Below are 22,084 nucleotides of genomic sequence, written 5' to 3' on the forward strand. Positions count from 1 at the left end.
CCCTGAGATGCGGACGCAGGTCCTCGGTGCCGGCGTCGTCCGCCGCGCCACGACCCTCGCCGACGGCCGCGACCTCTTCTACTACGACGACCCCGGCACCGCCCTCGGCGCGGAGCGAGCCGTCGACGCCCGCACCCTCGCCCCGCGACCCGACACCGCGACCATGCGGCTCGACGTGCTGACGGGCGACTGGATCACGGTCGCCGCGAATCGGCAGAACCGCGTGATGATGCCGAGCGCCGACGCCGACCCGCTCGCCCCGCAGACCCCGGGCAACCCGTCCGAGGTGCCGTCGCGCTACGACGTCGCCGTGTTCGAGAACCGCTCCCCCGCGTTCGGCCCCGCGCTCGCCGAGGCCGTGGGCACCGCCCCCGCCGCGGCCGACGCCCCACGCGGGCTCGACGACCTCGACGCCCCGGGCCTCGGTCGCACCCGCACCGCGGTCGGACGCTGCGAGGTCGTGTGCTTCAGCCCCGAGCCCGCGGGATCGTTCGGCACCCAGACCGTCACGCGCGCCCGCACCGTGATCGAGGCGTGGGCCGACCGCACCGAAGCCCTCTCCGCACTGCCCGGTATCCAGCAGGTGTTCCCGTTCGAGAACCGCGGCGCCGAGATCGGGGTCACGCTGCCCCACCCGCACGGCCAGATCTACGCCTACCCGTACGTGACGCCGCGCACGACCCGCACGCTCGACATGATCGACCGCACCGCGCCCGACCTGTTCGCCCGCATCCTCGACACCGAGCAGCGGTCCGAGCGCGTCGTGCTCCGCGGCGAGCACTGGACCGCGTTCGTGCCCTTCGCCGCCCGCTGGCCGCTGGAGGTGCATCTGATGCCGCACCGCCACGTGCCCGACCTCGCCGCGACCACCGACGCCGAGCGCGACGAGCTCGCCCCGCTCTACCTGCGCCTGCTGCGCGGGGTCGACGCGCTGTACGACACCCCGACGCCCTACATCGCCGCGTGGCATCAGGCTCCCGTGCGCGTGGGCCGCGACAGCGTGCGCCTGCACCTGCAGCTGACGAGCCCCCGCCGCGCCGCCGACCGGCTCAAGTACCTCGCCGGCTCCGAGGCGGCGATGTGGGCGTGGGCCGCCGAGGTCACGCCGGAGCAGGGGGCCGAGCGCCTCCGCGACGCCATCGCCCGCACGGACGCCGTGGACGGAGTCTCCGCATGACCGCGGTGCGGGAGGCCGAGGCCCTGTTCGCGACCCTGACCGGGCACGGGCCGGACGGCGTGTGGTCGGCTCCCGGTCGCGTGAACCTGATCGGCGAGCACACCGACTACAACGACGGCTTCGTGCTGCCGTTCGCGATCCCGCAGCGCACGGCCGCGGCGGTCGGCGGGCGCGACGACGGTCGGCTCCGCGTCACCTCCACGTTCGCGGACGAGCCCGTGGAGGTCGCCCTCGACGACCTCGACCGCCTGTTCCCCACCGCGCCCGGGAGCCGCCCCGCGGTGCCGGAGTGGGCCGCGTACCCGCTCGGGGTGGCGTGGGCGCTGCGCCGGGCGACGGGGGTGCCGGGCCACGGCGCCGACATCGCGATCGCGTCGACCGTGCCGGTGGGCGCCGGACTGTCGTCGTCCGCCGCGATCGAGGGCGCCACGTCGTCCGCGCTGAACGAGCTGTGGGGCACCGGGCTCGACGCGGTGGCCCTCGCGCGCATCGGTCGCACGGCCGAGAACGAGGCGGTCGGCGCCCCCACCGGGATCATGGACCAGATGTCGTCGATGCTCGGCGAGCCCGACGCCGCGATCTTCCTCGACTGCCGCTCGCTGGAGGCCGAGGTCGTGCCTCTGGGCATGGCCGCGGCCGGGCTGTCCGTGCTGGTGATCGACACCCGCGTGAAGCACGCCCACTCGACCGGCGGCTACCGCGCGCGCCGCGAGTCGTGCGAGCGCGGCGCCGCGGCGCTCGGGGTGCCCGCGCTGCGCGACGTCGCGGTGGCGGACCTCGCCCGCGCGCAGGAGCTGCTCGACGACGAGACCTTCCGCCGCGTGCGCCACATCGTCACCGAGAACCAGCGCGTGCGCGACACCGTCACCGTGCTGCGGGCGGAGGGCGCGCGGGCCATCGGCGGCCTGCTCGTCGCCTCGCACGCCTCGATGCGCGACGACTTCGAGATCTCCACCCCCGAGCTCGACACCGCAGTCGACGCCGCGCTCGCCGCCGGTGCCCTGGGGGCGCGCATGACCGGCGGCGGCTTCGGGGGCGCGGCGATCGCGCTCGTGCCGCGCGACGAGGTCGAGGCGGTGACGACCGCCGTGCGCGCCCGGTTCGCCGAGGCCGGATACGCCGAGCCGCACGTGTTCACCGTCAGCCCGTCCGCAGGTCCGCGCCGCGACGCCTGACACAATGAGTGGTCGAGCCGCCACGGTCGCGGCAGGAGAGGAACGCATGTCCTGGATCGTCACCGGCGGCGCCGGATACATCGGCGCCCACGTGGTCCGCGCTCTCGCGGAGGCGGGTCTCACCCCGGTCGTGCTCGACGACCTGTCCAGCGGCGTCGCCTCGTTCGTGCCGGAGGGCGTGCCGTTCGTGCAGGGCAGCATCCTCGACCGCGACCTGGTCGAGAAGGCCCTGCGCGACCACGACGCCGACGGCGTGATCCACGTGGCCGGGTACAAGTACGCGGGGGTCTCCGTCCAGCGCCCGCTGCACACCTACGCGCAGAACGTCGAGGGCACCCGCGTGATCCTGGAGGCCATGCAGGCCGCCGGCGTCGCAAACATCGTGTTCTCCTCCTCGGCCGCCGTGTTCGGCACGCCCGACGTGCCGCTCGTGGTGGAGGACACCGCCAAGAAGCCGGCGAGCCCCTACGGGGAGTCGAAGCTGATCGGCGAGTGGCTGCTGCGCGACCAGGCCATCGCCACCGCCGACAGCGAGCGGCCGCTCCGGCACACCTCGCTGCGCTACTTCAACGTCGTCGGCTCGGCCGACCCCGCGGTGTACGACGTGAGCCCGCACAACCTCTTCCCGATCGTGTTCGAGGCGCTGCTGGAGGGCCGCACCCCGAAGATCTTCGGCGACGACTACGACACCCCCGACGGCACGAACGTGCGCGACTACGTGCACGTGGGAGACATCGCCGCCGCGCACGTGGCCGCCGCGCAACGCCTCGCGGCGGGCGAGCCCCTCGAGCCGGCGTACAACCTCGGCTCGGGCGACGGCCTCAGCGTGGCGCAGATCATGGACGCGGTCGCCCGGGTCACGGGCATCGACTTCACGCCCGAGGTCGGCCCTCGGCGCCCGGGCGACCCCGACCGCATCGTGGCCACCGGCGAGCTCGCAGCGCGCGACCTCGACTGGCGCATGCGGTACACGGTCGACGAGATGGTGCGCACGGGCTGGGAAGCACGGCGGGCCGCCGGCGCCTGAGCCTCACACGTCGCGGGTGCGGATGGGGTAGAGCCAGAAGCACAGCCACGCGAGCGCGGTGAACCCCAGCGGGATCACGGCCAGCATGAGCCGGATGGCGCCGTCGACCGTGTCGGGCTGCGCCTCGCCGAGCGTCGCGTCGAACCCCGACGCCGTGAGCACGACCGCCGCGACGATCGCCTGCAGCACGACGGAGCCGCGGACGACGAAGCCGTTGACGCCGAAGTACGCGCCCTCCCGCCGATGCCCCGTGCGCGTCGCGTCGTCGTCGATGATCTGCGCCAGCACGACCTCGAGCAGTTGCAGCAGCCCGCCCACGCCCACGCCCACCGCGACGCCGACGAGAGCCGCTCCGAGCACCGACGTGGGGATCAGATACCCGAGCACCGCGACCCCGAACACCGCCACGCTCCACAGCAGGGCCGTGCGGGGGGAGGTGCGGCGGACCACCGTGCTCCACAGCACGATCGACGGGATCGCGGTCACGAAGATCGCACCGAGCAGCAGGCTGCCCTCCCCCTCCGCCGCACCCAGCGAGTACCGCACGTAGAACGGCACCGACGCGAGGATCACCGCGATCGAGGTCTGCACGCACAGCGACCCCAGCACGTACGGCACGAACGCCCGATTGCGGAACGTGTAGGTGAGCTGGTCGCGCCAGCGCATCGCCTCCGACGCCGCCTCCGGCACGCGCCGCTCGATCATGCCGCCGAAGAACGACCACGCCAGCAGCACGAGGCACACCCCGGACAGCACGAGCGCCATGCCCGGCCAGCCGATCGCGTCGTACAGTGCCGGGGCGCCCGCCGTGCCGAGCACCATGCCGAGAATCGCGAAGATCTGCCGCGGCACGTTGCCCCGCGCGCGCTCCTCCGTCGTGCGGAAGATCTCCGGGAACAGCGCCGAGATGTTCAGCACCACCACCACGAACGCGATGTCGTAGACCGCGACCACCACCAGGAACCAGGCGATGAGGCCGTCCGCGGGCAGGTCGGGCGGCATCCACACCAGCGCGAACGCCACCACCAGCGGCACGATGCCGAGGCCGATCCACGGGATGCGGCGGCCCCACGGCGTGCGGATCCGGTCGGACAGCGCGCCCACCAGCGGGTTGAGCGCCGCGTTCAGGATGCCGTGTGCGACCATCGCGACGGCCACCCAGGTGGCGGGCACCGCGAGGTGCGACACGTAGAAGTAGACGACGAACGCGGAGAACGTCTGCGTCATCAGCTGCGTGGGGAACCCGGACGCCCCGAACGCGATCGACTGCGCCCGCGTCGGGGCCGCGTCGAGGCGACGGTCGCGCAGCCGGTCCGCGAGCGCCGTCACCGGGCCGCCCCGCGCTGCAGGTCGCGCAGGTCGCGCCAGCCGACCCGCACGAGGCCCTCGTCGTCGATCGTCTGCTCCACGAGCGGGTCGTCGAGCAGCCGCAGCTCGTAGCCGCGCTTGGCCGCCCCGAAGTCGACGGCGGCGCGCAGCTCGGCGCCGTCGGTCATCGGGTGCAGGTAGATCTCGGTCACGCCGGGCGGCACGGCCCGCAGCACGTCGAGGAACCCGTCGCGCACCCGTTCGTACGTCTCCTCCTGCGCCGTGCCCTCACCGGCCAGCTCGAACGGGTGCGTCCACAGCCGGTCGATGATCTCCACGCCGAGCGCATCGGCGGCGGCCGTGGCCTCCGCGAGCTTCGCCTGCAGCTCCTGGTCGGCCTCCGCGCCCTCCCGGTACCGCGGAAGCCGGAACGGCAGGCCGAGCCGGGCGGCGAGCTCGAACACCGGCCGCAGGAAGTCGCGCCCGCTCTGCAGTCCGTAGACCGAGCCCATGTGGTTGTCGAGGTGGGTGACGTCGACTCCGGCGTCGAGCGCGGCCTGCACCTGCGCCGTCAGCTCGGCGGCCACGTCGGCCTCGGATGCCCCCTGCTCGACCGCGGCGACCTCGTTCGGGAAGAAGCCGTCGCCGTCGACGAGGGTGGTGCCGGGGCCGGTGAGCGGACGCCACCGGTAGCGCCGCCACTCGCTGGTGAGCACGAGGTGCACGCCCACATCGAGGTCGCGTCGACCGGCGGCGAACGTGAGCGCCTCGGGCGCCCAGGCGCACGGGACCATGACGGTCGCGCTGTCGATGCGGCCCCGCTCGAGGAGGCTCCCGATCGCCGTGTTCGCCGCGTGGCACATGCCGAAGTCGTCGGCGTTGAGGATGATCGCCCTGGCACCGGACGGGAGGCCGAGCCGGTCGGCGAGCGGGGGCGGAGTGGTCATGGCGGGTCCTGTCGGGGTCAGCGGCCGGGTCGGGGGGTGGCGGCCGCGGGGGTGAGGAGACGGGAGAAGACGAGCGCGCGCAGGGCGGAGGCCGCCTCGCCCACGACCCCGACGAGCGGAGCCTCCGGGCCGAACGCCGAGACGAGGAACCGGAGCGGCAGCTGCGCGGCGAACTCCTCCGCGACGCGGTCGACCGCCTCCACGAGCGCGGGGTGCGCGGCCTCGCCGCCGAGGATGAACGCCTCGGGGTCGAGCACGAGCGCCACGGTGCCCGCCGCCACCACCAGGCGCCGGCCGATCTCGGCCACCAGCTCGCGCGCCTTCTCGTCGCCCTGCTGCGCGGCTTCGAGGTGGGCCAGCAGCGGCGCCCGCACGTCGAGACCCAGACCGAGCGCGAGGTCGTGCACCACCTCCTCCCCCACGACGGGGGCGCCGATCGGCAGCGGCGACTGCGGCAGGTACATGATCTCGCCCGCGACACCCGAGAAGCCCCGGTGCAGCAGCCCCTCGATCACGATGCCCGCGCCGAGGTCGTCGTCGAGCAGGAACAGGGCGAAGCTGCTCAGCTCGGCCCCCGCCCCCGCCGTCAGCTCCGCGAGCGCGGCCAGGTTCACGTCGTTCTCCACCTGCACCGGGCACCCGAGCGCCGTCTGCAGCGCCGAGCGGAACGCACCGCCGTCCGGGCCCTGGTCGTCGCGGATGCCTCCGTCGGCCGTCACGATGCCGGGCACCCCGACCACCGCGAGGTGCAGCGGGCCGCGCGTGGACTCCCGGCACGACGCCACGAGCCCGGCGATGTGCCCGACCCGGTCCCCGGACGAGGGGAACGGCGCGTGCTGCTCGGCCCGCACGGTCCCGGTCGCATCGACCAGCACGACGTGGGCGGCATGATGATCCACGTGCACCGCGGCGGCGACCCCGAGCAGCGGGTGCAGGGCCACGCGCCCCGCGGCGGGACCCCGCGCACCGCGGTCGACGCCGGCGGCCGCCACCGCACCTCCCGCCTCCAGCATCCGCAGCACCTGGGTCACGGCCGTGCGCGACAGCCCGGTCGCCGCCATCAGCTCCGCGCGCGTCTGCGGACCGCTGTCGGCGAGCCGCTCCAGGATCGCGCGGCCGTTGAGCGACCGGAGCAGGCTCTGCGGTCCGGCAAGGGGTCGTGACATGCGGCTGATCCTCGGAGGTGTCGATGCTCGTGGTTCGGCTCGGGTGCCCGGCCAGCATGCTACATCCGGCCGCGTGCGTCCACCCCGATTCCGCCGTCGCCGCGCGCACCTAGGGTGGAGGGATGACGTCCTTCGTGATCCGCGACGCCCGCGCCGACGACGCCGATGCCGTGGCCCGAGTGCACGTGCGCTCGTGGCAGACCGCCTACCGCGGCCTGATCGACCAGGAGGTGCTCGACGGGCTCTCGGTCTCGGAGCGCGCCGAGGGGTGGCGGCGGATCTTCGCCGACCCGCTGCCCACGAGCCTGGGCACCCTGGTGGCGGTGCGCGACGGTGCGGTGATCGCGTGGGCGTCGTTCGGCTCGGGGCGCGACCCCGACGGTCTCGACGACGCCGAGCTGTACGGCATCTACGCCGACCCGGACACGTGGTCGACGGGCGCGGGTCATGCGCTGCTCGAAGCCGCGGAGGCGCGCATGATCGAGGCCGGGCACACGCGCGGCTACCTGTGGGTGCTCGACGGCAACGACCGCGCCGACGGGTTCTACGCCCGGCACGGGTGGGAGCTCGACGGGGCGACCAAGATCGACCAGCGCCCGCAGTTCACGCTCCGCGAGCACCGCCGCGTCAAGCTCCTCGGCCCGCGCTGAGCCCGGACGGCCCGGCGCCGCCCGTCAGTCGATCGCGCTCATGACGTGCTTGAGGCGCGTGTAGTCGTCGAAGCCGTACTGGGACAGGTCCTTGCCGTAGCCGGAGTGCTTGAAGCCGCCGTGCGGCATGTCCGACACGAACGGCAGGTGGGTGTTGATCCACACGCACCCGAAGTCGAGGTCGCGCGAGAAGCGCATCGCCCTGGCGTGATCCGTGGTCCACACCGACGCCGCGAGCGCGTACGGCACGCCGTTGGCGAGGGCCAGCGCCTCCTCCTCGGTCTCGAACGACTGCACGGTGAGCACGGGTCCGAAGATCTCGCCCTGCACGACCTCGTCGTCCTGCCGCACACCGGTCACGATCGTCGCCTCCCAGAAGTAGCCGCGGTCGCCCTGCCGGCGGCCGCCGGTGGCCACGGTGGCGTGCGCGGGGAGGCGGTCGATGAAGCCCTGCACCTGGGCGAGCTGGGCGGCGCTGCTGAGCGGTCCGTAGAGCACGCCCCGGTCGTGCGGGCCGCCGGTGCGCGCGTGCGTGCGGGCGCGGGCGACCAGGGCCGCCACGAGCTCGTCGTGCTTGGACGCGTGCACGAGCACCCGGGTGGCGGCCGTGCAGTCCTGCCCTGCGTTGAAGAACGCTCCGGCGACGATGCCCTCCACGGCGCGGTCGAGCGCCGCGTCGACGAACACCAGTGCGGGGGCCTTGCCGCCGAGCTCCAGGTGCACGCGCTTCACGTCGTCGGCGGCCGATCGGGCGACCGCCATGCCCGCGCGCACCGAGCCGGTGATCGCGACCATCTGCGGCACCGGGTGGGCGATCAGCGCGGCGCCGGTGTCGCGGTCGCCCAGCACCACGTTGAACACTCCGGGCGGGGTGTGCCGCGCGACGATCTCGGCGAGCAGCAGCGTGGTGAGCGGCGTCGCCTCCGCGGGCTTGAGCACCACGGTGTTGCCCGCGGCGAGCGCCGGCGCGATCTTCCACACCGCCATGTTGAGCGGATAGTTCCACGGGGTGACCTGCGCGATGACCCCGATCGGCTCGCGGCGCACGAACGACGTGTGTCCGGCGACGTACTCCGCGGCGGCCCGCCCCTCGAGGCTGCGCGCGGCACCCGCGAAGAAGCGCAGCTGGTCGATGGACTGCTCGATCTCGTCGGCGACCAGCGTGGCGCGGGGCTTGCCGGTGTCGCGGGACTCCAGGTCGGCGAACTCCTCCGCTCGCTCGGCCATCTCGTCGGCGATGCGGAACAGGGCGAGCTGGCGCTGCGCGGGCGTGGTGTCGCGCCACTCGGGGAACGCGGCGGCCGCGGCGGCGACGGCCGCGTCCACGTCGGCGGCGTCGGACAGGGGGATCTCGCCGTACGGCTCCTCGGTCGCCGGGTCGATCAGCGGCAGCCGTCCCCGTCCGTGCGCGGGCACGGCGCGGCCGCCGAGGAAGTTGTGCAGGGGCTCGGTCGTCGTCGACGGGGTGTGCATGGCGCCATGGTAGCCACTCGAACGCGGAATCTGAAGGATGACGAGGGTCGAACGACGGAATCAGTTGCGACAGCCCCCTGAGAATGTCACTATCGGTACATGACTCCGACGCCGCAGCCGCCCCTCGACGACATCTCCAAGCGCATCGTCGAGCTGCTGCAGGAAGACGGTCGCCGCCCCTACTCCGAGATCGCGCGCGAGGTCGGACTCAGCGAGGCCGCCGCCCGCCAGCGGGTGCAGCGCATGACCGAGGCCGGGATCATCCAGATCGTCGCCGTCACCGATCCGCTCCAGCTCGGCTTCCGGCGCATGTCGATGATCGGCATCCGCGTCTCCGGCGACCCCCGCGCGATCGCCGAGGAGCTGACCGCGATCACCGAGCTCGCGTACGTCGTCGTCACGCTCGGCACCTTCGACATCCTCGTCGAGGCGGTGTGCGAGGACGACGACCACCTGATCGACCTCATCGCCACCCGCATCCGCACCATCCCCGGCATCGTGCAGACCGAGAGCCTGCTCTACGCCGGACTGTACAAAGACCTCTACAACTGGGGAACGCGCTGACGCGTCCCCGCACCCGGGAGTGAACATGGGCACCACGGTCTTCGAACGCCGGCGTCCCGCGCCGTCCGTCATCGACGAGTCCCTGCGCGACACCGCCCTGTCGGTCTTCTGGCTCGACGACGTCGACCGCCCGACGCATCCGCCGCTGCGCGGGACGGCGCACGCCGACCTCGCGATCGTCGGCGGCGGCTACACCGGGCTGTGGACCGCGATCAGGGCGAAGGAGCGCGACCCCGGGCGCACGGTCGTGCTGCTGGAGGCCTCGCGCGTCGCCTGGGCCGCGTCGGGGCGCAACGGCGGCTTCTGCGAGGCCAGCATCACGCACGGCCACGAGAACGGCGTGAACCGGTGGCCGGAGGAGATCGACCGGCTCGAGGAGCTGGGGCGGCAGAACCTCGACGGCATCGAGGACACCGTGCGCCGGTACGCCCTCGACGCCGAGTTCGAGCGCACGGGCCAGCTGGCCGTGGCCGTGGAGCCGCACCAGGTGGAGTGGCTACGCGAGGAGGAGGGCTTCCTCGACCGCGACGCCGTGCAGGCCGAGGTGCACTCCCCCACGTTCCTCGCCGGCGCGTGGGACCGGGAGGGCACGGCCCTCGTGCACCCCGCCAAGCTCGGCCTGGAGCTCGCGCGCCTGGCCGTCGAGCTCGGCGTGCAGATCCACGAGCACACGATGGTGCGCCGCATCGAGGGACCCGACGCCGGCCCGGTCACCCTCGTGACCGACGGCGGACGGGTGACCGCGGAGAACATCGCCCTCGCCACGAACGTGTTCCCTTCGCTGCTGAAGCGCAACCGGCTCATGACGGTGCCCGTGTACGATTACGTGCTGATGACCGAGCCGCTGTCGGCGGAGCAGCTCGACGCGATCGGCTGGCGCAACCGCCAGGGCCTCGCCGACAGCGCCAACCAGTTCCACTACTACCGGCTCACCGCCGACGACCGGATCCTGTTCGGCGGCTACGACGCGGTCTACCACTTCGGCGGGAAGGTGCGCCCCGCGTACGAGGACCGGATGGAGAGCCACCGCCGCCTCGCCTCGCACTTCTTCACCACGTTCCCGCAGCTCGCGGGGCTCCGCTTCACGCACCGCTGGGCCGGCGCGATCGACTCCTCCAGCCGGTTCTGCGCGTTCTTCGGCACGGCCCGTCGCGGGCGCGTGGCCTACGCCACGGGATTCACCGGGCTCGGGGTGGGCGCCGCGCGGTTCGCCGCCGACGTGATGCTCGACAAGCTCGCCGGGGAGGAGACCGAGCGCACGGAGCTGCGCATGGTGCGCGAGAAGCCGATCCCCTTCCCGCCCGAGCCCGCCGCCTCGATCGGCATCAACCTGGTGCGCGCCGCGATGGACCGCGCCGACCACGACGGGGGACGACGCGGCCCGTTCCTGAAGACGCTCGACGCCCTCGGCATGGGGTTCGACTCGTGACCGCGCTGACACCGGGCACGCCCGTGGACGCGCGCGCCGTCGCCCTCGCGCACGAGCCCCTGCCCGCGGACGAGGTGCGCGACGGAGCGCCGACCGCGGCGTATGCCGTGCTCGACGCCGCGGACGGGACGGAGATCGGCGTCTGGGAGATGACACCGGGCGCCGCGAGCGACACCGAGGAGGAGGAGGTGTTCGTGGTGCTGTCTGGCCGCGCGACCATCGAGTTCACCGAGCCCGCGCTGCCGTCTGTCGAGGTCGGGCCCGGGTCGGTGATGCGCCTGTCGGCCGGCATGCGCACGGTGTGGACCGTGACCGAGACGCTGCGCAAGGTCTCTGTCGCGGTCTGAGCCTCAACCGCGACGGACCTCGGCGTGCGGCATGCGCTCGGCCATGATCCGCACCGCCTCGGGGTTGTCGTCGACCAGCACCGCGTCACGGCCCAGCGCCGACGCCACCGCCCCGGTCGTGCCGCTGCCCGCGAAGAGGTCGAGCACGCGATCGCCCGGACGGCTCGACGCCGTGACGATGCGCCGCAGGATCCCCTCGGGCTTCTGCGTCGGATAGCCCGTCTTCTCGCGACCCGTGGTGGGGACGATGGTGTGCCACCACACGTCGGTGGGGAGCTTGCCGCGCGCCGCCTTCTCCGCCGTGACCAGACCGGGAGCCATGTACGGCTCGCGGTCGACGTCGTCGGAGTTGAACACGTACGTGCGCGGGTTCTTCACGTACACCAGGATCGTGTCGTGCTTGGTGGGCCAGCGCCGCCGCGACTTCGCCCCGTAGTCGTAGGCCCAGATCAGCTCGTTGAGGAAGCAGTCCCGCCCGAACACCGCGTCGAGCATCACCTTGGCGTAGTGCGCCTCCCGGTAGTCGAGGTGCAGATACAGCGTGCCGTCGTCGCCCAGGAGCCGCCACGCCTCCTCCAGCCGCGGCATCAGGAAGGCGCCGTAGTCGTCGAAGCTGTCGTCGTACGCGCGGAGCATGCCCCGCACCCGCTCGTACGCGTGGCCGTGGAACCCGTGCCGCACCTCGGCCTCCGCCGCCGCGGGTTCGGAACTCCGCGGATCTGCCTCCGCATCAGGCCCGTCGGCACCGGGGGCCTCCGGATCGGCGGGGTCGTGAGGAGTCGTGAACGTCCGCCGTGCGGTCACGACCTGCCGCTCGCGCGCCCGCCCGGTGTTGAACGGCGGATCGAGGTACACCAGCGTGAACGATCCGGATGGCAGCGTCGCGGCGACGGCGAGGTTGTCGCCCTCCACGATCTCGACCGCACCCCGCGGCGCCCCCTCCGCGGCGACGGGACGGCCCGCGCCCGCGTCCGAGGTCGTCACGGCACCCGGTGCAGCCACGCGTCGGTGGAGAACTTCGACTCCACCAGAGCCTCGGCGTCGGCGTACTCCTCCGGCGTGATCGTGCCGTCTTCGGCGGACGTGAGCGAGCGGAACGTCTCCACGAACCGGTCGATGATCTCCGCCCGCTCGAGCCCGGTCTGGCTGCGCAGCGGGTCGACGCGCTTCGCCGCCGACGTGGTGCCCTTGTCGCTGAGCTTCTCGCGGCCGATGCGCAGCACCTCGGTCATCACCTGACCGTCGATGTCGTACGACAGCGTCGCGTGGTGCAGCACCCCGCCGTTGGCGAGACGCTTCTGCGCGGCGCCGCCGATCTTGCCGGTGGGGCTCGCGATGTCGTTGAGCGGCTGGTACACCGCGTCGATGCCGAGCGAGCGCAGCGCCTGCAGCACCCAGTCGTCCAGGAACGCGTAGGAGTCGGCGAAGGTCATGCCCGCCACGAGCGACGCCGGCACGTACAGCGAGTAGGTGATAATCTGGCCGGCCGCCATGAGCATGGCCCCGCCGCCGGAGATGCGGCGCACCACGTCGAACCCGTGCCGGGCCGCGCCCTCCGGGTCGACCTCGTTGCGGTACGACTGGAACGAGCCGATCACGACCGCCGACTCGTCCCACTCCCAGATGCGCAGCGTGGGACGACGACGCCCCTCGCCCACGCGCGACGTGAGCACCTCGTCGAGCGCGAGATTCATGCGCGGGGAGACGGCCCTGTCGTGCACGATCTCCCAGTCGAAGTCGCGCCAGCCCGGCGCGGTGACCAGGGCACGTCGCACGGCGGTGCCGACCGCCTCCGGCGTGAAGCCGAGCAGCTGCGCCCCCTCGGGGAGGGCCCCGCGGACGGCGGCCGCGATCGCGGAGGCGTCGGACTCCACGGGCAGACCCTCGACCGCCGCGTTGATGTCGTCGAGCGCCGAGTCCGGTTCCAGGAAGAAGTCGCCGGCGAGCCGGAACCGCGCGATCCGGTCGTTCTCCACCTCGAGGTCGACGACGACGAGCTTGCCCCCAGGGACCTTGTATTCACCGTGCACGACTCCAGCTTAAGGCGCGCCGTGCCGCGCGGGTCAGCCGCCGAGCACCACCACGCGCTCCCCCGCGCGGATGGGCGTGGAGTAGCGGTTGCCCGGTGGCGGCAGCGGGCACACGAACTGGTCGGAGAACGCGCACGGCGGCAGGTAGGCGCGCGTGAAGTCGAGCACCGCCGTCCCGTCCTCGGCGGGCTCGTCGACCGGGAGGAAACGGAACCGGTACGTCTCCAGGCCGCTGGTGCCGTCGGAGAACACCGCGCTCAGGGTGCCCTGACCGGTGCGGGTGACCGTGAGGGTGTGCGGGGCTCCGGCGAGCGTGAAGTGCAGGCGCCCCGCCACGTCCGTCTCGCGCGAGGCGCCGTCGACCGAGGTCACCAGGATCCGCTCGCCGGGCGTCGGCTCGAACGTGGCGGGCAGCCGCCACCGCTCGTCCGGGGCGTACGCGTCGATCGCCGTGAACCACTCCCGCTGCGGGCGCGCGGGGTTCCACACGCGCAGCGCGATCGCTCCGTTGCGGTCGAACACGCGCAGCTCGCGGCGGCCCAGACGCAGGGTCTGCGCGCCGCGGAGGGTGACGCTCGACCCCGCCTGACCGAGCTCGGTGCCGCGGATGCCATCGTCGCCGGCGAGGGCCCAGAGCCCGGGGATGCCGTCGACGGCCGCGGGCTCGCTGATGAGCCAGTTCGTGGACTCGAGCGCGGACGGCCCGTACTCCGCGCCGGCGTAGCGCTCGCGCGCCGCATGCCATTCGTGCCAGTCGCTCCGGAAACCCATCGCCGCGCGCCCTCCCGTCCCTGCTGCGGATGAGCCGAATCTAGGTCGCCGACGCCGGGCGCGGCGCGCTCGCGTCACACTCCTTCACCGCGCGTCATCCCGCGTCACAGTCCGCCTCGGTCGCGTGCGGGTGTGGGTGCGGACGGGCCGGTGCGGGTGCGAGTCCGGGCCCAGGGACGGGCGGGTACGGGTGTCAGCGGGCGGGGATGTGCGCGTCGAGCCACGCGAGCACGTCGGCGCGCACCTCGTCTTGCTGCTGCTCGTTGAAGATCTCGTGACGGGCGTCGGGGTACACGAGGGTCGTGACGTCGGTGAGGCCCGAGCGGCGGCGATACTCGTCGGCGAGCTTGTGGACGCTGCGCGGACCGCCGACCGGGTCGTCGCGGCCGACCAGGAGGAGCATCGGCAGGTCGCGGGCGAGGTGCTTCGCCGGACGACCGTAGAGCCGCGCCGCGTCGAGCGGACCGAACAGCTTCAGGAGGGGCACGCCCGTGGTGAGCGGGTCCTCCTCGAAGGACTTCCACACCGCGGGGTCGCGGCTCAGCCACTCGTATCCGGTCGCGTCGTCGGCGGCCCACGCGGCGTTCAGCGGCGCGGGGTTCAGCGACCGCGGGGTCCGCAGTGCCGAGCCGGAGAGGATCACCGCGTCGTACGCCTCGGCGTGCTCGTTCACGAGCATCTGCGCCAGGAACGACCCCCACGAGTGCCCGAGGAGCACGAGCGGCAGGCCGGGGTTCTCGTCGCGGATGATGCCGGTGAGCTGCCAGATCGCGTCCTTCGCCGCCCGGAGTCCGCCGGGGCCGAGCCGCCCCAGCTTCTCGGGGTCGCCGTGCTGACGCAGACCGGTGCGCCCGTGGCCGCGGTGGTCGTCGGCGTACACGTGGAAGCCCGCGCCGGTGAGCGCGGCGATCAGCGCGGGATAGCGGCCGGCGTGCTCGCCCACGCCGTGCAGCAGCTGCACGACGCCGCGGGGCTCGCCCGCAGCCGGGTGGACGTCGTAGACGATGGCGATGCCGTGGGAATCGGTGAACTCGCGGGTGTCGGTCACGCTGCGACCCTACCGGTCGCGCCCCGGGAGCGCGTCCCTGATCGCGACGGCGATGTCGCGGTCGGTGACCTCGTAGCCGCCCACGCCGTCGGACGCCGAGCCCATGCGCACGCCGCCCTCAGCGACGACCGTGCGCTTGGCGGAGAAGTGGAGCGCGTCGATGCCGGTCTCGGCGAGCACGGGGGCACTCGCGACGTCGACGCCGCTGCCGGCCATGACCTCGATCGCGCCCTCGGCCGCGGCGACCAGGGCGCGCAGCGTGTCGATGCCGTCGATCGCGGCGGACGCTCCGCCCGAGGTGAGCACGCGGCGCAGCCCGAGCTCGCGCGCGGTGCGGAGCGTGGCGACCGGGTCGGCGGTCACGTCGATGGCGCGGTGCAGCGTGACGGGTGCTCCCCCGGCGGCGTCGCGGAGACGGGCGACGGCCTCGCGGTCGAGGCGGCCGGCGGCGTCGAGCACGCCGATCACGACGCCCGCGGCCCCCGCGGCGATCGCGTGGCGCACGTCGCGCTCGGCGACCGCGAGCTCGTCGGCGTCGTAGTGGAAGTCGCCGGCGCGCGGACGGATCAGCACGTGCACCTCGGGGCCGTCGGCGGCGGCGGCGAGCGCGAGCTCCACGGTCCCGGGCGAGGGGGTGAGGCCGCCGAGCGCGAGGGCCGTGGCGAGCTCGACACGGGCGGCGCCGATCTCTGCGGCGATGCGCACTCCGGCGGGGTCCTGGACGGCGAGTTCGAGAGCGAGGGTACGGGTCACCCGTCCATTCTGCCGGGTGGATGCGCGACGGCCCGCCCACGACGCCCGAATATTAGATAGACTAACTAAGTATGTCTGCGCCCGATGATCTCCTCGCCCTCACCGCCACAGACCTGCGCCTGGCCACGTTCCGGCTCGCCCGCCGCCTCCGCTGCGCCCGCGCCGCCGACACCATGAGCGACACCCAGCTCGCCGTGCTCGCCGATCTGCGCATGAACGGCCGGCGCACGATCTCCACCCTCGCCGAGCGCGAGCGCGTGACCGCCCCCTCCATGACCAGCATCGTCAACGGGCTCGAGGAGCAGGGCTACGTCGCCCGCACGCCCGACGAGGACGACCGCCGGCGCGTGCAGGTCGACATCACGCCCGCCGGCGCCGAGATCGTGGTCGAGACCATCCGCCGCCGCGACGAGCTGCTGGCCGACATGCTCCGCGAGGTCGACTACACCGAGGCCGAGCTCGCGATCCTGCGCGATGCGAGCGCCCTGATGCGGAGGGTGGTCGAACGATGAGCGCCATGTTCCGCTCGTTCGCGAACATCAACTACCGCATCTGGTTCGCGGGCGCCCTGGTCTCCAACGTCGGCGGCTGGATGCAGGCCACCGCGCAGGACTGGGTCGTGCTGACCGAGCTCACCGACAACGACGCGACCGCGATGGGCATCACGATGGCCCTCCAGTTCGGGCCGCCCCTCGTGCTCGTGAGCCTCACCGGCTGGGTGGCCGACCGCTTCGACCGCCGCCGCATCCTGCTCGCCACGCAGGGCTCGCTGCTCGCGCTGGCGATCGCCGTCGGCTCGCTGCTGCTGGCCGGCGTCATGACGCTGCCGATGATGTTCGCCTTCGCGCTCGGCTTCGGCATCGTCAACGCGTTCGACGCCCCGGCCCGCCAGGCCTTCGTGTCCGACATGGTCTCCGCCGCCGACACCTCGAACGCGGTCGCCCTCAACTCCGCCTCGTTCAACCTCGCCCGCATGGTGGGCCCGGCCGTGGGCGGCCTCCTCATCGTCGCGATCGGCTCCGGGTGGGTGTTCATCGCCAACGCCGCCACCTTCCTCGCGATGATCCTGGCCCTGCTGCTGATGCGCGCGAACCTGCTCGCCCCGCGGCCCAAGCACCGCAACCGGGGCGGGCTGGCCGAGGGCTTCCGCTACGTGTGGGCGCGCAGCGACCTCAAGGTCGTGTTCGTGACGGTGTTCCTGATCGGCGCGTTCGGCATGAACTTCCCGATCTTCGCCTCCACCATGGCCCTCGAGTTCGGTGCGGGAGCCGACGGCTACGGGGTGCTCAGCTCGGTGCTCGCGATCGGCTCGCTGATCGGCGCGCTGCTCGCCGCCCGCCGCGACACCGCCCGCGTGCGGGTCGTGATCCTCGCCGCGGGCGGGTTCGGCATCGCCGCGTTCGTGTCGGCCGCCATGCCGAGCTACCTCGCCTACGCCGTGACCCTCACCTTCACGGGCTTCATGATCGTGACGCTGCTGACCACGGCGAACGGGTACGTGCAGATCACGACCGACCCGGCGCTGCGCGGACGCGTGCTGGCGCTGTACATGGCCGTGATCATGGGTTCGACCCCGGTCGGCGCGCCGATCGCCGGGTGGGTCGCCGACACGTTCGGCCCGCGCGCCGCGATCATGCTGGGCGGCACGGCGGGCTTCGTCGCGTGCGCGATCGGCGTGCTGTGGGTGCTCACCTCCGGGCGCCTGCACCGGCACGAGACCAGCCGCTTCCTGCTCACCCTCGACGAGACGCGGCCGCTGCGGGTCGTGCAGCCCGTCGAACCGGTCGACTTCACCGAGAAGGCGACCGTGACCACGCCGATCCGCACGGTGCGCCGCGACGACGGCGAGTGACGACCGCGGCGTTTTGTCAACGCCCTCCGCGTCATCCGCCCCGCGCCGTACGGTCGGGCCATGGACGACAACATGAGCACCCCCCACCCCCAGGACCCGGCCGAGGGCGCGCCCGACGTCGACGTGCCCCAGGAGGATGGCCAGGGCGACGGCACCGGCGGCGCGATCCAGGGCGACAGCTCCCGCGGCGAGTCGACCGGCGGCGCGATCCAGGGCAGCTCCGGCCCCGGTCACGCCCCGCTCGGCGGCTCGGAGAACACGGAGGACGGCCTCGACGCGGACAACCCCGCCGAGGAGGACACCCTGAAGACGCTCGACCCGGACAACCCGCCGGCCTGAGCGCTCCCGCAGACGGAACCGCGGACGGGACGACCGGAGACCGGTGCCCGTCCGCGGATCCTTCGCGTGCGTGTGAGGGGCTCAGCCCGCCAGCACGAGCTTGAGCTGCTCGACCGCCCAGTCGAGCTCGGTCGCGCGGATCACGAGCGGCGGGGCGATGCGGATGGTCTGGCCGTGCGTGTCCTTCACGAGCACACCCCGCTCCGACAGCTTCTCCGCGACCGCCCGGCCCGTCCCGATCGCCGGGTCGATGTCGACGCCGGCCCACAGCCCCGCGATGCGCACCGCAGTCACGCCGTGGCCGATGAGCGGCTGCAGCGCGGCCTCCAGGTGCGCACCCAGAGCCCGTGCGCGCTCCTGGAACTCGCCCGTCTGCATCATCTCCACCACGCGCAGCCCGACCGCCGCCGCGAGCGGGTTGCCGCCGAACGTCGACCCGTGCTCGCCCGGGCGGATCACGCCCAGCACGTCGCGGTCGCCCACCACGGCCGACACCGGGAGGATGCCGCCGCCGAGCGCCTTGCCGAGCAGGTACAGGTCGGGCACGACGCCCTCGCGGTCGCACGCGAACGTCTCGCCCACCCGGCCCAGTCCCGCCTGGATCTCGTCGGCGATGAACAGCACGTTCTTCGCGTCGCAGATCTCGCGGATGCGGCGCAGGTAGCCCTCCGGCGGGATCACGACCCCGGCCTCGCCCTGGATCGGCTCGACCAGCACGGCCGCGGTGTTCTCCGTGATCGCGGCCTCGATGGCGTCGGCGTCGGCGAACGGCACCCGGTCGAAGCCCGGCGTGTAGGGGCCGAAGTCGTCGTGCGCGGTCTCGTCGTCGCTGAAGCTCACGATGGTGGTCGTGCGCCCGTGGAAGTTGCCGTTGGCCACCACGATGCGCGCCTCGCCCTCGGGGATGCCCTTCACGCGGTAGCCCCACGCGCGGGCGACCTTGATGCCGGTCTCCACGGCCTCGGCGCCGGTGTTCATCGGGAGCACGAGCTCCTTGCCACACAGCTCGGCGAGCGCCGCGGCGAAGGGCTCGAGCGTGTCGCTCTGGAACGCCCGGCTCACCAGGGTCACGCGGCCGAGCTGCTCCGTGAGGGCGGCGACCAGGGCGGGGTGGCGGTGACCGAAGTTCACGGCCGAGTAGGCGGCGAGCAGGTCGAGGTAGCGCTTGCCCTCCACGTCGGTGACCCACGCGCCCTCGCCCCGCGCGATCATGACCGGCAGCGGGTGGTAGTTGTGCGCGACGTGCGGCTCCGCGTGCGCCGTGGCCTCAGCGGCCGCCGCGGTCACCGGCTCGACCGCGGTCACTTCGCACCGCGCAGTTCGAGCGTGCAGCACTTGATGCCGCCGCCGCCGAGCAGCAGCTCGGACAGGTCGACCGTGATCGGGTTGTACCCGCGCTCGCGCAGCTGCTGCTCGAAGCCCTTCGCGCGCGGCGAGATGATCACGTTGTAGCCGTCGCTGGACGAGTTGAGGCCGAACACCGCGCCGTCCTCGTCGGACACCAGGATCGCGTCCGGGAAGCGCCGCTCGAGCTCGGCCCGGCTGGCGTCGTCGAAGGCACCGGGCAGGTAGGCGATGTTGGCGCGCTCCGGGCCGCCGTTCTCCACGCCCTGCACCGGGTCGAGCACCGCGATGGCGGTGTCGAGGTGGTAGAAGCGCGGGTCGACGAGGTTGAGCGACACGACCTCGCGGCCGAACACCTCACCCACCTCGCGGTGGCTGTCGCCCGTGGAGCGGAAACCGGTGCCGGCGAGGATCACGTCACCCACCAGCAGGAAGTCGCCCTCACCCTCGTTGACCTCTTCGGGCAGCACCGTGTCGTAGCCGTTGGCGCGGAACCAGTCGGCGAACGCCGGGGCCTCGCCCTGACGCTCGACGAAGCGGAACTCGGGCACGTACGCGCGGCCGTCGATCAGGAAGCCGCCGTTGGCCGTGTAGACCATGTCGGGGTATCCGGCGAGCGGCTCGATCAGCTCGACCTCGTGGCCCAGCTCGACGTACAGGTCGTACAGCTTCTGCCACTGCTCGACCGCACGGGCCGTGTCGGTCGGCTTGGCCGGCTCCATCCACGGGTTGATCGAGTAGTTCACCGTGAAGTGCTCTGGACGGCACATCAGGTAGTGGCGGCGGTGCGCGGTGCGCGCAGGGGCGGTGGTGACGGCGGTCTCCGGCGTCGACATGGATGCTCCTCGTGTGAACGGGCGCGGCGGACGCTGTCCAGGGGCCCGGCGGTCCTTCGACCCGTCGCTCGCGCGGGAGCGGGTGCGGGGAAGATGCGACTCGGGCACGCCGGTGACCATTGTGCCACCCGCGCCTGACCGCCCGCCAGATCCCGCGCCGCCGCGCTCAGGTGCCGCGCACGACCAGCTTTCCGACCACGTGCCCCTCCTGCAGCCGGGCGAGCGCGGCCCCGGCCCCGGCGAAGTCGTAGGTCTCGGCGATCACCGGCACGAGGCTGCCATCCGCCACGAGCTCGAGCAGCCGGGCGAGCACCTCGGGCCGGGGCGTCGCCGCGAGCGGGCGGATGCGCCGCGATCCGAGCGACAGCACGACCGCCCTCAGCATGCGCGGGATCGGACCCAGCACGGGCCCGCCGTCGCCGGTGACCAGCACCACGCGACCGCCGGGCACCACCAGTCGCTGCAGCTGCCGCAGCGGGATGCCGCCCGCGACGTCGATGATCGCGTCGAAGTGCCCCGCGGGCAGCTCGCGCAGGGGCGTGACCCGGTGGTCGAACGTGCGCACGGCCCCGAGGCGTTCGATCAGCGGCTGGTTGCGGTCGCGGCACGACGCCCACACCTCGGCCCCGCGCAGCGCGGCGAGCTGCACCGCGAACGTGCCGACCCCGCCCGACGCCCCGATCACCAGCACCCGCGGGGTGCCGCCGTGCAGTCCGACCCCGCCGAGGTCGAGCGCCTGCCACGCCGTGCCCCCGGCGACCGGGAGCGTGGCGGCGACCTCGGGCTCCACGCCCGGCGGCAGCGGCACGAGCCGGGCGGCCGGCACCCGCACGTACTCCGCGAGACCTCCGCCGCCCACGAGCTCGCCGACCACGTGCTCGTCGAGCTCGGCGCCCACCACGTCGGGCCCGACGCCCACGACCGTGCCGACGACCTCCATGCCGCGCACGGGATGCTTCGGCCGGGTGAGCCCGAACGCCGGTCGCACGAGCAGCGGATCGCCGAGCAGCAGCCGCACGTCGCCCGCATTGAGGGCGGTGGCCCGCACGCGGAGCAGCACCTCGCCGTGGTGCGGCTGCGGCAGGGGGAGGCGTTCGAGCGCGACTCCGTCGGCGGGGCCGTAGGTCTCGCGACGCCAGGCGGCCATGCGGGCGGTCATGCGGCACCTCCGGGGGCGCTCGGATAGGAGAACAGCTCGTCGAGCCCGACGCCGAAGGCGCGAGCGATCTGGAACGCGAGCTCGAGCGTGGGCGAGTATTTCTGCTGCTCGATCGCGATGAGCGTCTGGCGCGTCACGCCGACGGTCTTGGCGAGCTCGGCCTGGGTGAGCCCTGCCCGCTCGCGGTGGGCGCGGATGCTGTTGGAGACGAGGGTGGGCTTGACCATCACACGAGCCCCCGCCGGTAGGCGATCACCCGGGCGATGCCGCCGACCACCGCGGCCACGAAGAACCCGAGGAACATCGTGTTCGCGATCCAGAAGACGTCGGCTCCGATCCCGCACAGCACGATCACGCCGAGTCCGGCGATCGCCACGAACGCCTGCTCCACGCGGGCGCCCATGCGGCCGATGTCGCGGTCGCGGATGTCGGAGCGGCCGACGCCGTCGGGGTCGCGCATCCCGGCGAGGATGCCCCAGGCGACGCTGAGCAGGATGGTGCCGACGATGCCGCCGCCGATGCTCCAGAGCATGAGCGGGAACCAGTCGACCGCGGTGAGCGGCCCGCCCGCCGCCTGCTGCAGCACGAGCACCACGTAGGCGACGAGCACGATCGGGCTGATGATGAGCCCCGCCCAGACATTGCGTTCCTCGTAGACCATGACGCCCTCCGAATGTAAAGGATTCTTG

Annotated in this window: 24 protein-coding genes; 10 read left to right on the forward strand and 14 right to left on the reverse strand. The window is 73.2% G+C overall.

What is annotated here, in order from left to right; translation table 11 throughout:
* Positions 1–7: 7 nt before the first annotated feature.
* From galT to galE, 3 genes are read left to right on the forward strand one after another with little or no spacing between them, the layout of a single operon-like run.
* Positions 8–1,177 (forward strand): galactose-1-phosphate uridylyltransferase, encoded by a 1,170-nt coding sequence (gene galT, locus KZC56_RS02430; protein ID WP_247638851.1) that lies wholly within the window; start codon positions 8–10, stop codon positions 1,175–1,177.
* Positions 1,174–2,352 (forward strand): galactokinase, encoded by a 1,179-nt coding sequence (gene galK / locus KZC56_RS02435; RefSeq protein ID WP_247637786.1) that lies wholly within the window; start codon positions 1,174–1,176, stop codon positions 2,350–2,352. The genes galT and galK overlap by 4 nt, the downstream gene beginning before the upstream one ends.
* Before the next feature lie 46 nt (positions 2,353–2,398).
* Positions 2,399–3,379, forward strand: a complete 981-nt coding sequence (gene galE, locus KZC56_RS02440) for a UDP-glucose 4-epimerase GalE (RefSeq protein ID WP_136028547.1) — start codon at positions 2,399–2,401, stop codon at positions 3,377–3,379.
* Positions 3,380–3,382: 3 nt separating this feature from the next.
* Here galE and KZC56_RS02445 read toward each other — a convergent pair whose 3' ends face one another.
* The 3 genes from KZC56_RS02445 to KZC56_RS02455 are packed head-to-tail and all read right to left on the reverse strand — an operon-like array spanning position 3,383 to position 6,800.
* Complete coding sequence (locus KZC56_RS02445; RefSeq protein ID WP_136045196.1) at positions 3,383–4,708, reverse strand: MFS transporter; 1,326 nt, start codon at positions 4,706–4,708, stop codon at positions 3,383–3,385.
* Positions 4,705–5,634, reverse strand: a complete 930-nt coding sequence (locus tag KZC56_RS02450) for a polysaccharide deacetylase family protein (RefSeq protein ID WP_136045197.1) — start codon at positions 5,632–5,634, stop codon at positions 4,705–4,707. Before KZC56_RS02450 ends, KZC56_RS02445 begins: the two co-directional genes overlap by 4 nt.
* Positions 5,635–5,651: 17 nt before the next feature.
* On the reverse strand, positions 5,652–6,800 hold the full coding sequence (locus KZC56_RS02455) for an ROK family protein (protein WP_247637787.1): 1,149 nt from the start codon (positions 6,798–6,800) through the stop codon (positions 5,652–5,654).
* 122 nt (positions 6,801–6,922) lie between these two features.
* On the opposite strand from KZC56_RS02455, the gene KZC56_RS02460 reads away from it, so the two are divergent.
* A complete protein-coding gene (locus tag KZC56_RS02460; RefSeq protein ID WP_136028543.1) occupies positions 6,923–7,450 on the forward strand; it encodes a GNAT family N-acetyltransferase in 528 nt (175 codons plus the stop codon).
* 24 nt (positions 7,451–7,474) lie between these two features.
* Here the strand turns inward: KZC56_RS02460 and KZC56_RS02465 are convergent, their stop codons facing one another.
* On the reverse strand, positions 7,475–8,923 hold the full coding sequence (locus KZC56_RS02465) for a gamma-aminobutyraldehyde dehydrogenase (protein ID WP_247637788.1): 1,449 nt from the start codon (positions 8,921–8,923) through the stop codon (positions 7,475–7,477).
* A gap of 99 nt (positions 8,924–9,022) precedes the next feature.
* Here KZC56_RS02465 and KZC56_RS02470 point away from each other — a divergent pair, with 99 nt between their 5' ends.
* From KZC56_RS02470 to KZC56_RS02480, 3 genes are read left to right on the forward strand one after another with little or no spacing between them, the layout of a single operon-like run.
* Positions 9,023–9,487, forward strand: coding sequence for an Lrp/AsnC family transcriptional regulator (locus KZC56_RS02470; protein ID WP_136036948.1), 465 nt, complete (start codon positions 9,023–9,025; stop codon positions 9,485–9,487).
* A gap of 25 nt (positions 9,488–9,512) precedes the next feature.
* Positions 9,513–10,916, forward strand: a complete 1,404-nt coding sequence (locus tag KZC56_RS02475; RefSeq protein ID WP_136036949.1) for an NAD(P)/FAD-dependent oxidoreductase — start codon at positions 9,513–9,515, stop codon at positions 10,914–10,916.
* Complete coding sequence (locus KZC56_RS02480) at positions 10,913–11,263, forward strand: cupin domain-containing protein (RefSeq protein WP_247637789.1); 351 nt, start codon at positions 10,913–10,915, stop codon at positions 11,261–11,263. Before KZC56_RS02475 ends, KZC56_RS02480 begins: the two co-directional genes overlap by 4 nt.
* A 3-nt stretch (positions 11,264–11,266) precedes the next feature.
* Here KZC56_RS02480 and KZC56_RS02485 read toward each other — a convergent pair whose 3' ends face one another.
* From KZC56_RS02485 to KZC56_RS02505, 5 genes are all read right to left on the reverse strand, one after another.
* On the reverse strand, positions 11,267–12,265 hold the full coding sequence (locus tag KZC56_RS02485) for a DNA-methyltransferase (protein ID WP_372490542.1): 999 nt from the start codon (positions 12,263–12,265) through the stop codon (positions 11,267–11,269).
* A complete protein-coding gene (gene lplAB, locus KZC56_RS02490) occupies positions 12,244–13,293 on the reverse strand; it encodes a lipoate-protein ligase LplAB (protein ID WP_136028538.1) in 1,050 nt (349 codons plus the stop codon). The genes KZC56_RS02485 and lplAB overlap by 22 nt, the downstream gene beginning before the upstream one ends.
* Before the next feature lie 33 nt (positions 13,294–13,326).
* Positions 13,327–14,064, reverse strand: coding sequence for a DUF1684 domain-containing protein (locus tag KZC56_RS02495; RefSeq protein WP_136036951.1), 738 nt, complete (start codon positions 14,062–14,064; stop codon positions 13,327–13,329).
* A gap of 193 nt (positions 14,065–14,257) precedes the next feature.
* Positions 14,258–15,112: an alpha/beta fold hydrolase gene (locus tag KZC56_RS02500; protein ID WP_136028536.1), complete on the reverse strand. Its 855-nt coding sequence runs from the start codon at positions 15,110–15,112 to the stop codon at positions 14,258–14,260.
* 9 nt (positions 15,113–15,121) lie between these two features.
* A complete protein-coding gene (locus KZC56_RS02505) occupies positions 15,122–15,865 on the reverse strand; it encodes a copper homeostasis protein CutC (protein WP_247637790.1) in 744 nt (247 codons plus the stop codon).
* A 71-nt stretch (positions 15,866–15,936) separates the two neighbouring features.
* On the opposite strand from KZC56_RS02505, the gene KZC56_RS02510 reads away from it, so the two are divergent.
* Genes KZC56_RS02510 through KZC56_RS02520 form a run of 3 tightly spaced genes read left to right on the forward strand, consistent with a single transcriptional unit; the run spans position 15,937 to position 18,056 of the window.
* Complete coding sequence (locus tag KZC56_RS02510; RefSeq protein WP_136034152.1) at positions 15,937–16,377, forward strand: MarR family winged helix-turn-helix transcriptional regulator; 441 nt, start codon at positions 15,937–15,939, stop codon at positions 16,375–16,377.
* Between the two features lie 5 nt (positions 16,378–16,382).
* Positions 16,383–17,717: an MFS transporter gene (locus KZC56_RS02515; protein ID WP_136034163.1), complete on the forward strand. Its 1,335-nt coding sequence runs from the start codon at positions 16,383–16,385 to the stop codon at positions 17,715–17,717.
* A 60-nt stretch (positions 17,718–17,777) separates the two neighbouring features.
* Positions 17,778–18,056 (forward strand): hypothetical protein, encoded by a 279-nt coding sequence (locus tag KZC56_RS02520; RefSeq protein WP_136034150.1) that lies wholly within the window; start codon positions 17,778–17,780, stop codon positions 18,054–18,056.
* 81 nt (positions 18,057–18,137) lie between these two features.
* Here the strand turns inward: KZC56_RS02520 and rocD are convergent, their stop codons facing one another.
* From rocD to KZC56_RS02545, 5 genes are all read right to left on the reverse strand, one after another.
* Complete coding sequence (rocD, locus tag KZC56_RS02525) at positions 18,138–19,361, reverse strand: ornithine--oxo-acid transaminase (RefSeq protein WP_240744654.1); 1,224 nt, start codon at positions 19,359–19,361, stop codon at positions 18,138–18,140.
* Positions 19,358–20,236: a dimethylargininase gene (gene ddaH, locus KZC56_RS02530; protein WP_136034148.1), complete on the reverse strand. Its 879-nt coding sequence runs from the start codon at positions 20,234–20,236 to the stop codon at positions 19,358–19,360. The genes rocD and ddaH overlap by 4 nt, the downstream gene beginning before the upstream one ends.
* Before the next feature lie 166 nt (positions 20,237–20,402).
* Entirely contained in the window at positions 20,403–21,395 is a 993-nt protein-coding gene (locus KZC56_RS02535; RefSeq protein WP_206252632.1) for an NAD(P)-dependent alcohol dehydrogenase, read from the reverse strand.
* Positions 21,392–21,622: a helix-turn-helix transcriptional regulator gene (locus tag KZC56_RS02540; protein ID WP_136034144.1), complete on the reverse strand. Its 231-nt coding sequence runs from the start codon at positions 21,620–21,622 to the stop codon at positions 21,392–21,394. Before KZC56_RS02540 ends, KZC56_RS02535 begins: the two co-directional genes overlap by 4 nt.
* A complete protein-coding gene (locus tag KZC56_RS02545) occupies positions 21,622–22,056 on the reverse strand; it encodes a hypothetical protein (RefSeq protein WP_136034142.1) in 435 nt (144 codons plus the stop codon). Before KZC56_RS02545 ends, KZC56_RS02540 begins: the two co-directional genes overlap by 1 nt.
* Between the last annotated feature and the right edge of the window lie 28 nt (positions 22,057–22,084).

This window comes from Microbacterium sufflavum (genome assembly GCF_023091155.1).
In the GTDB taxonomy this organism is placed as follows: Bacteria; Actinomycetota; Actinomycetes; order Actinomycetales; family Microbacteriaceae; genus Microbacterium; species Microbacterium sufflavum.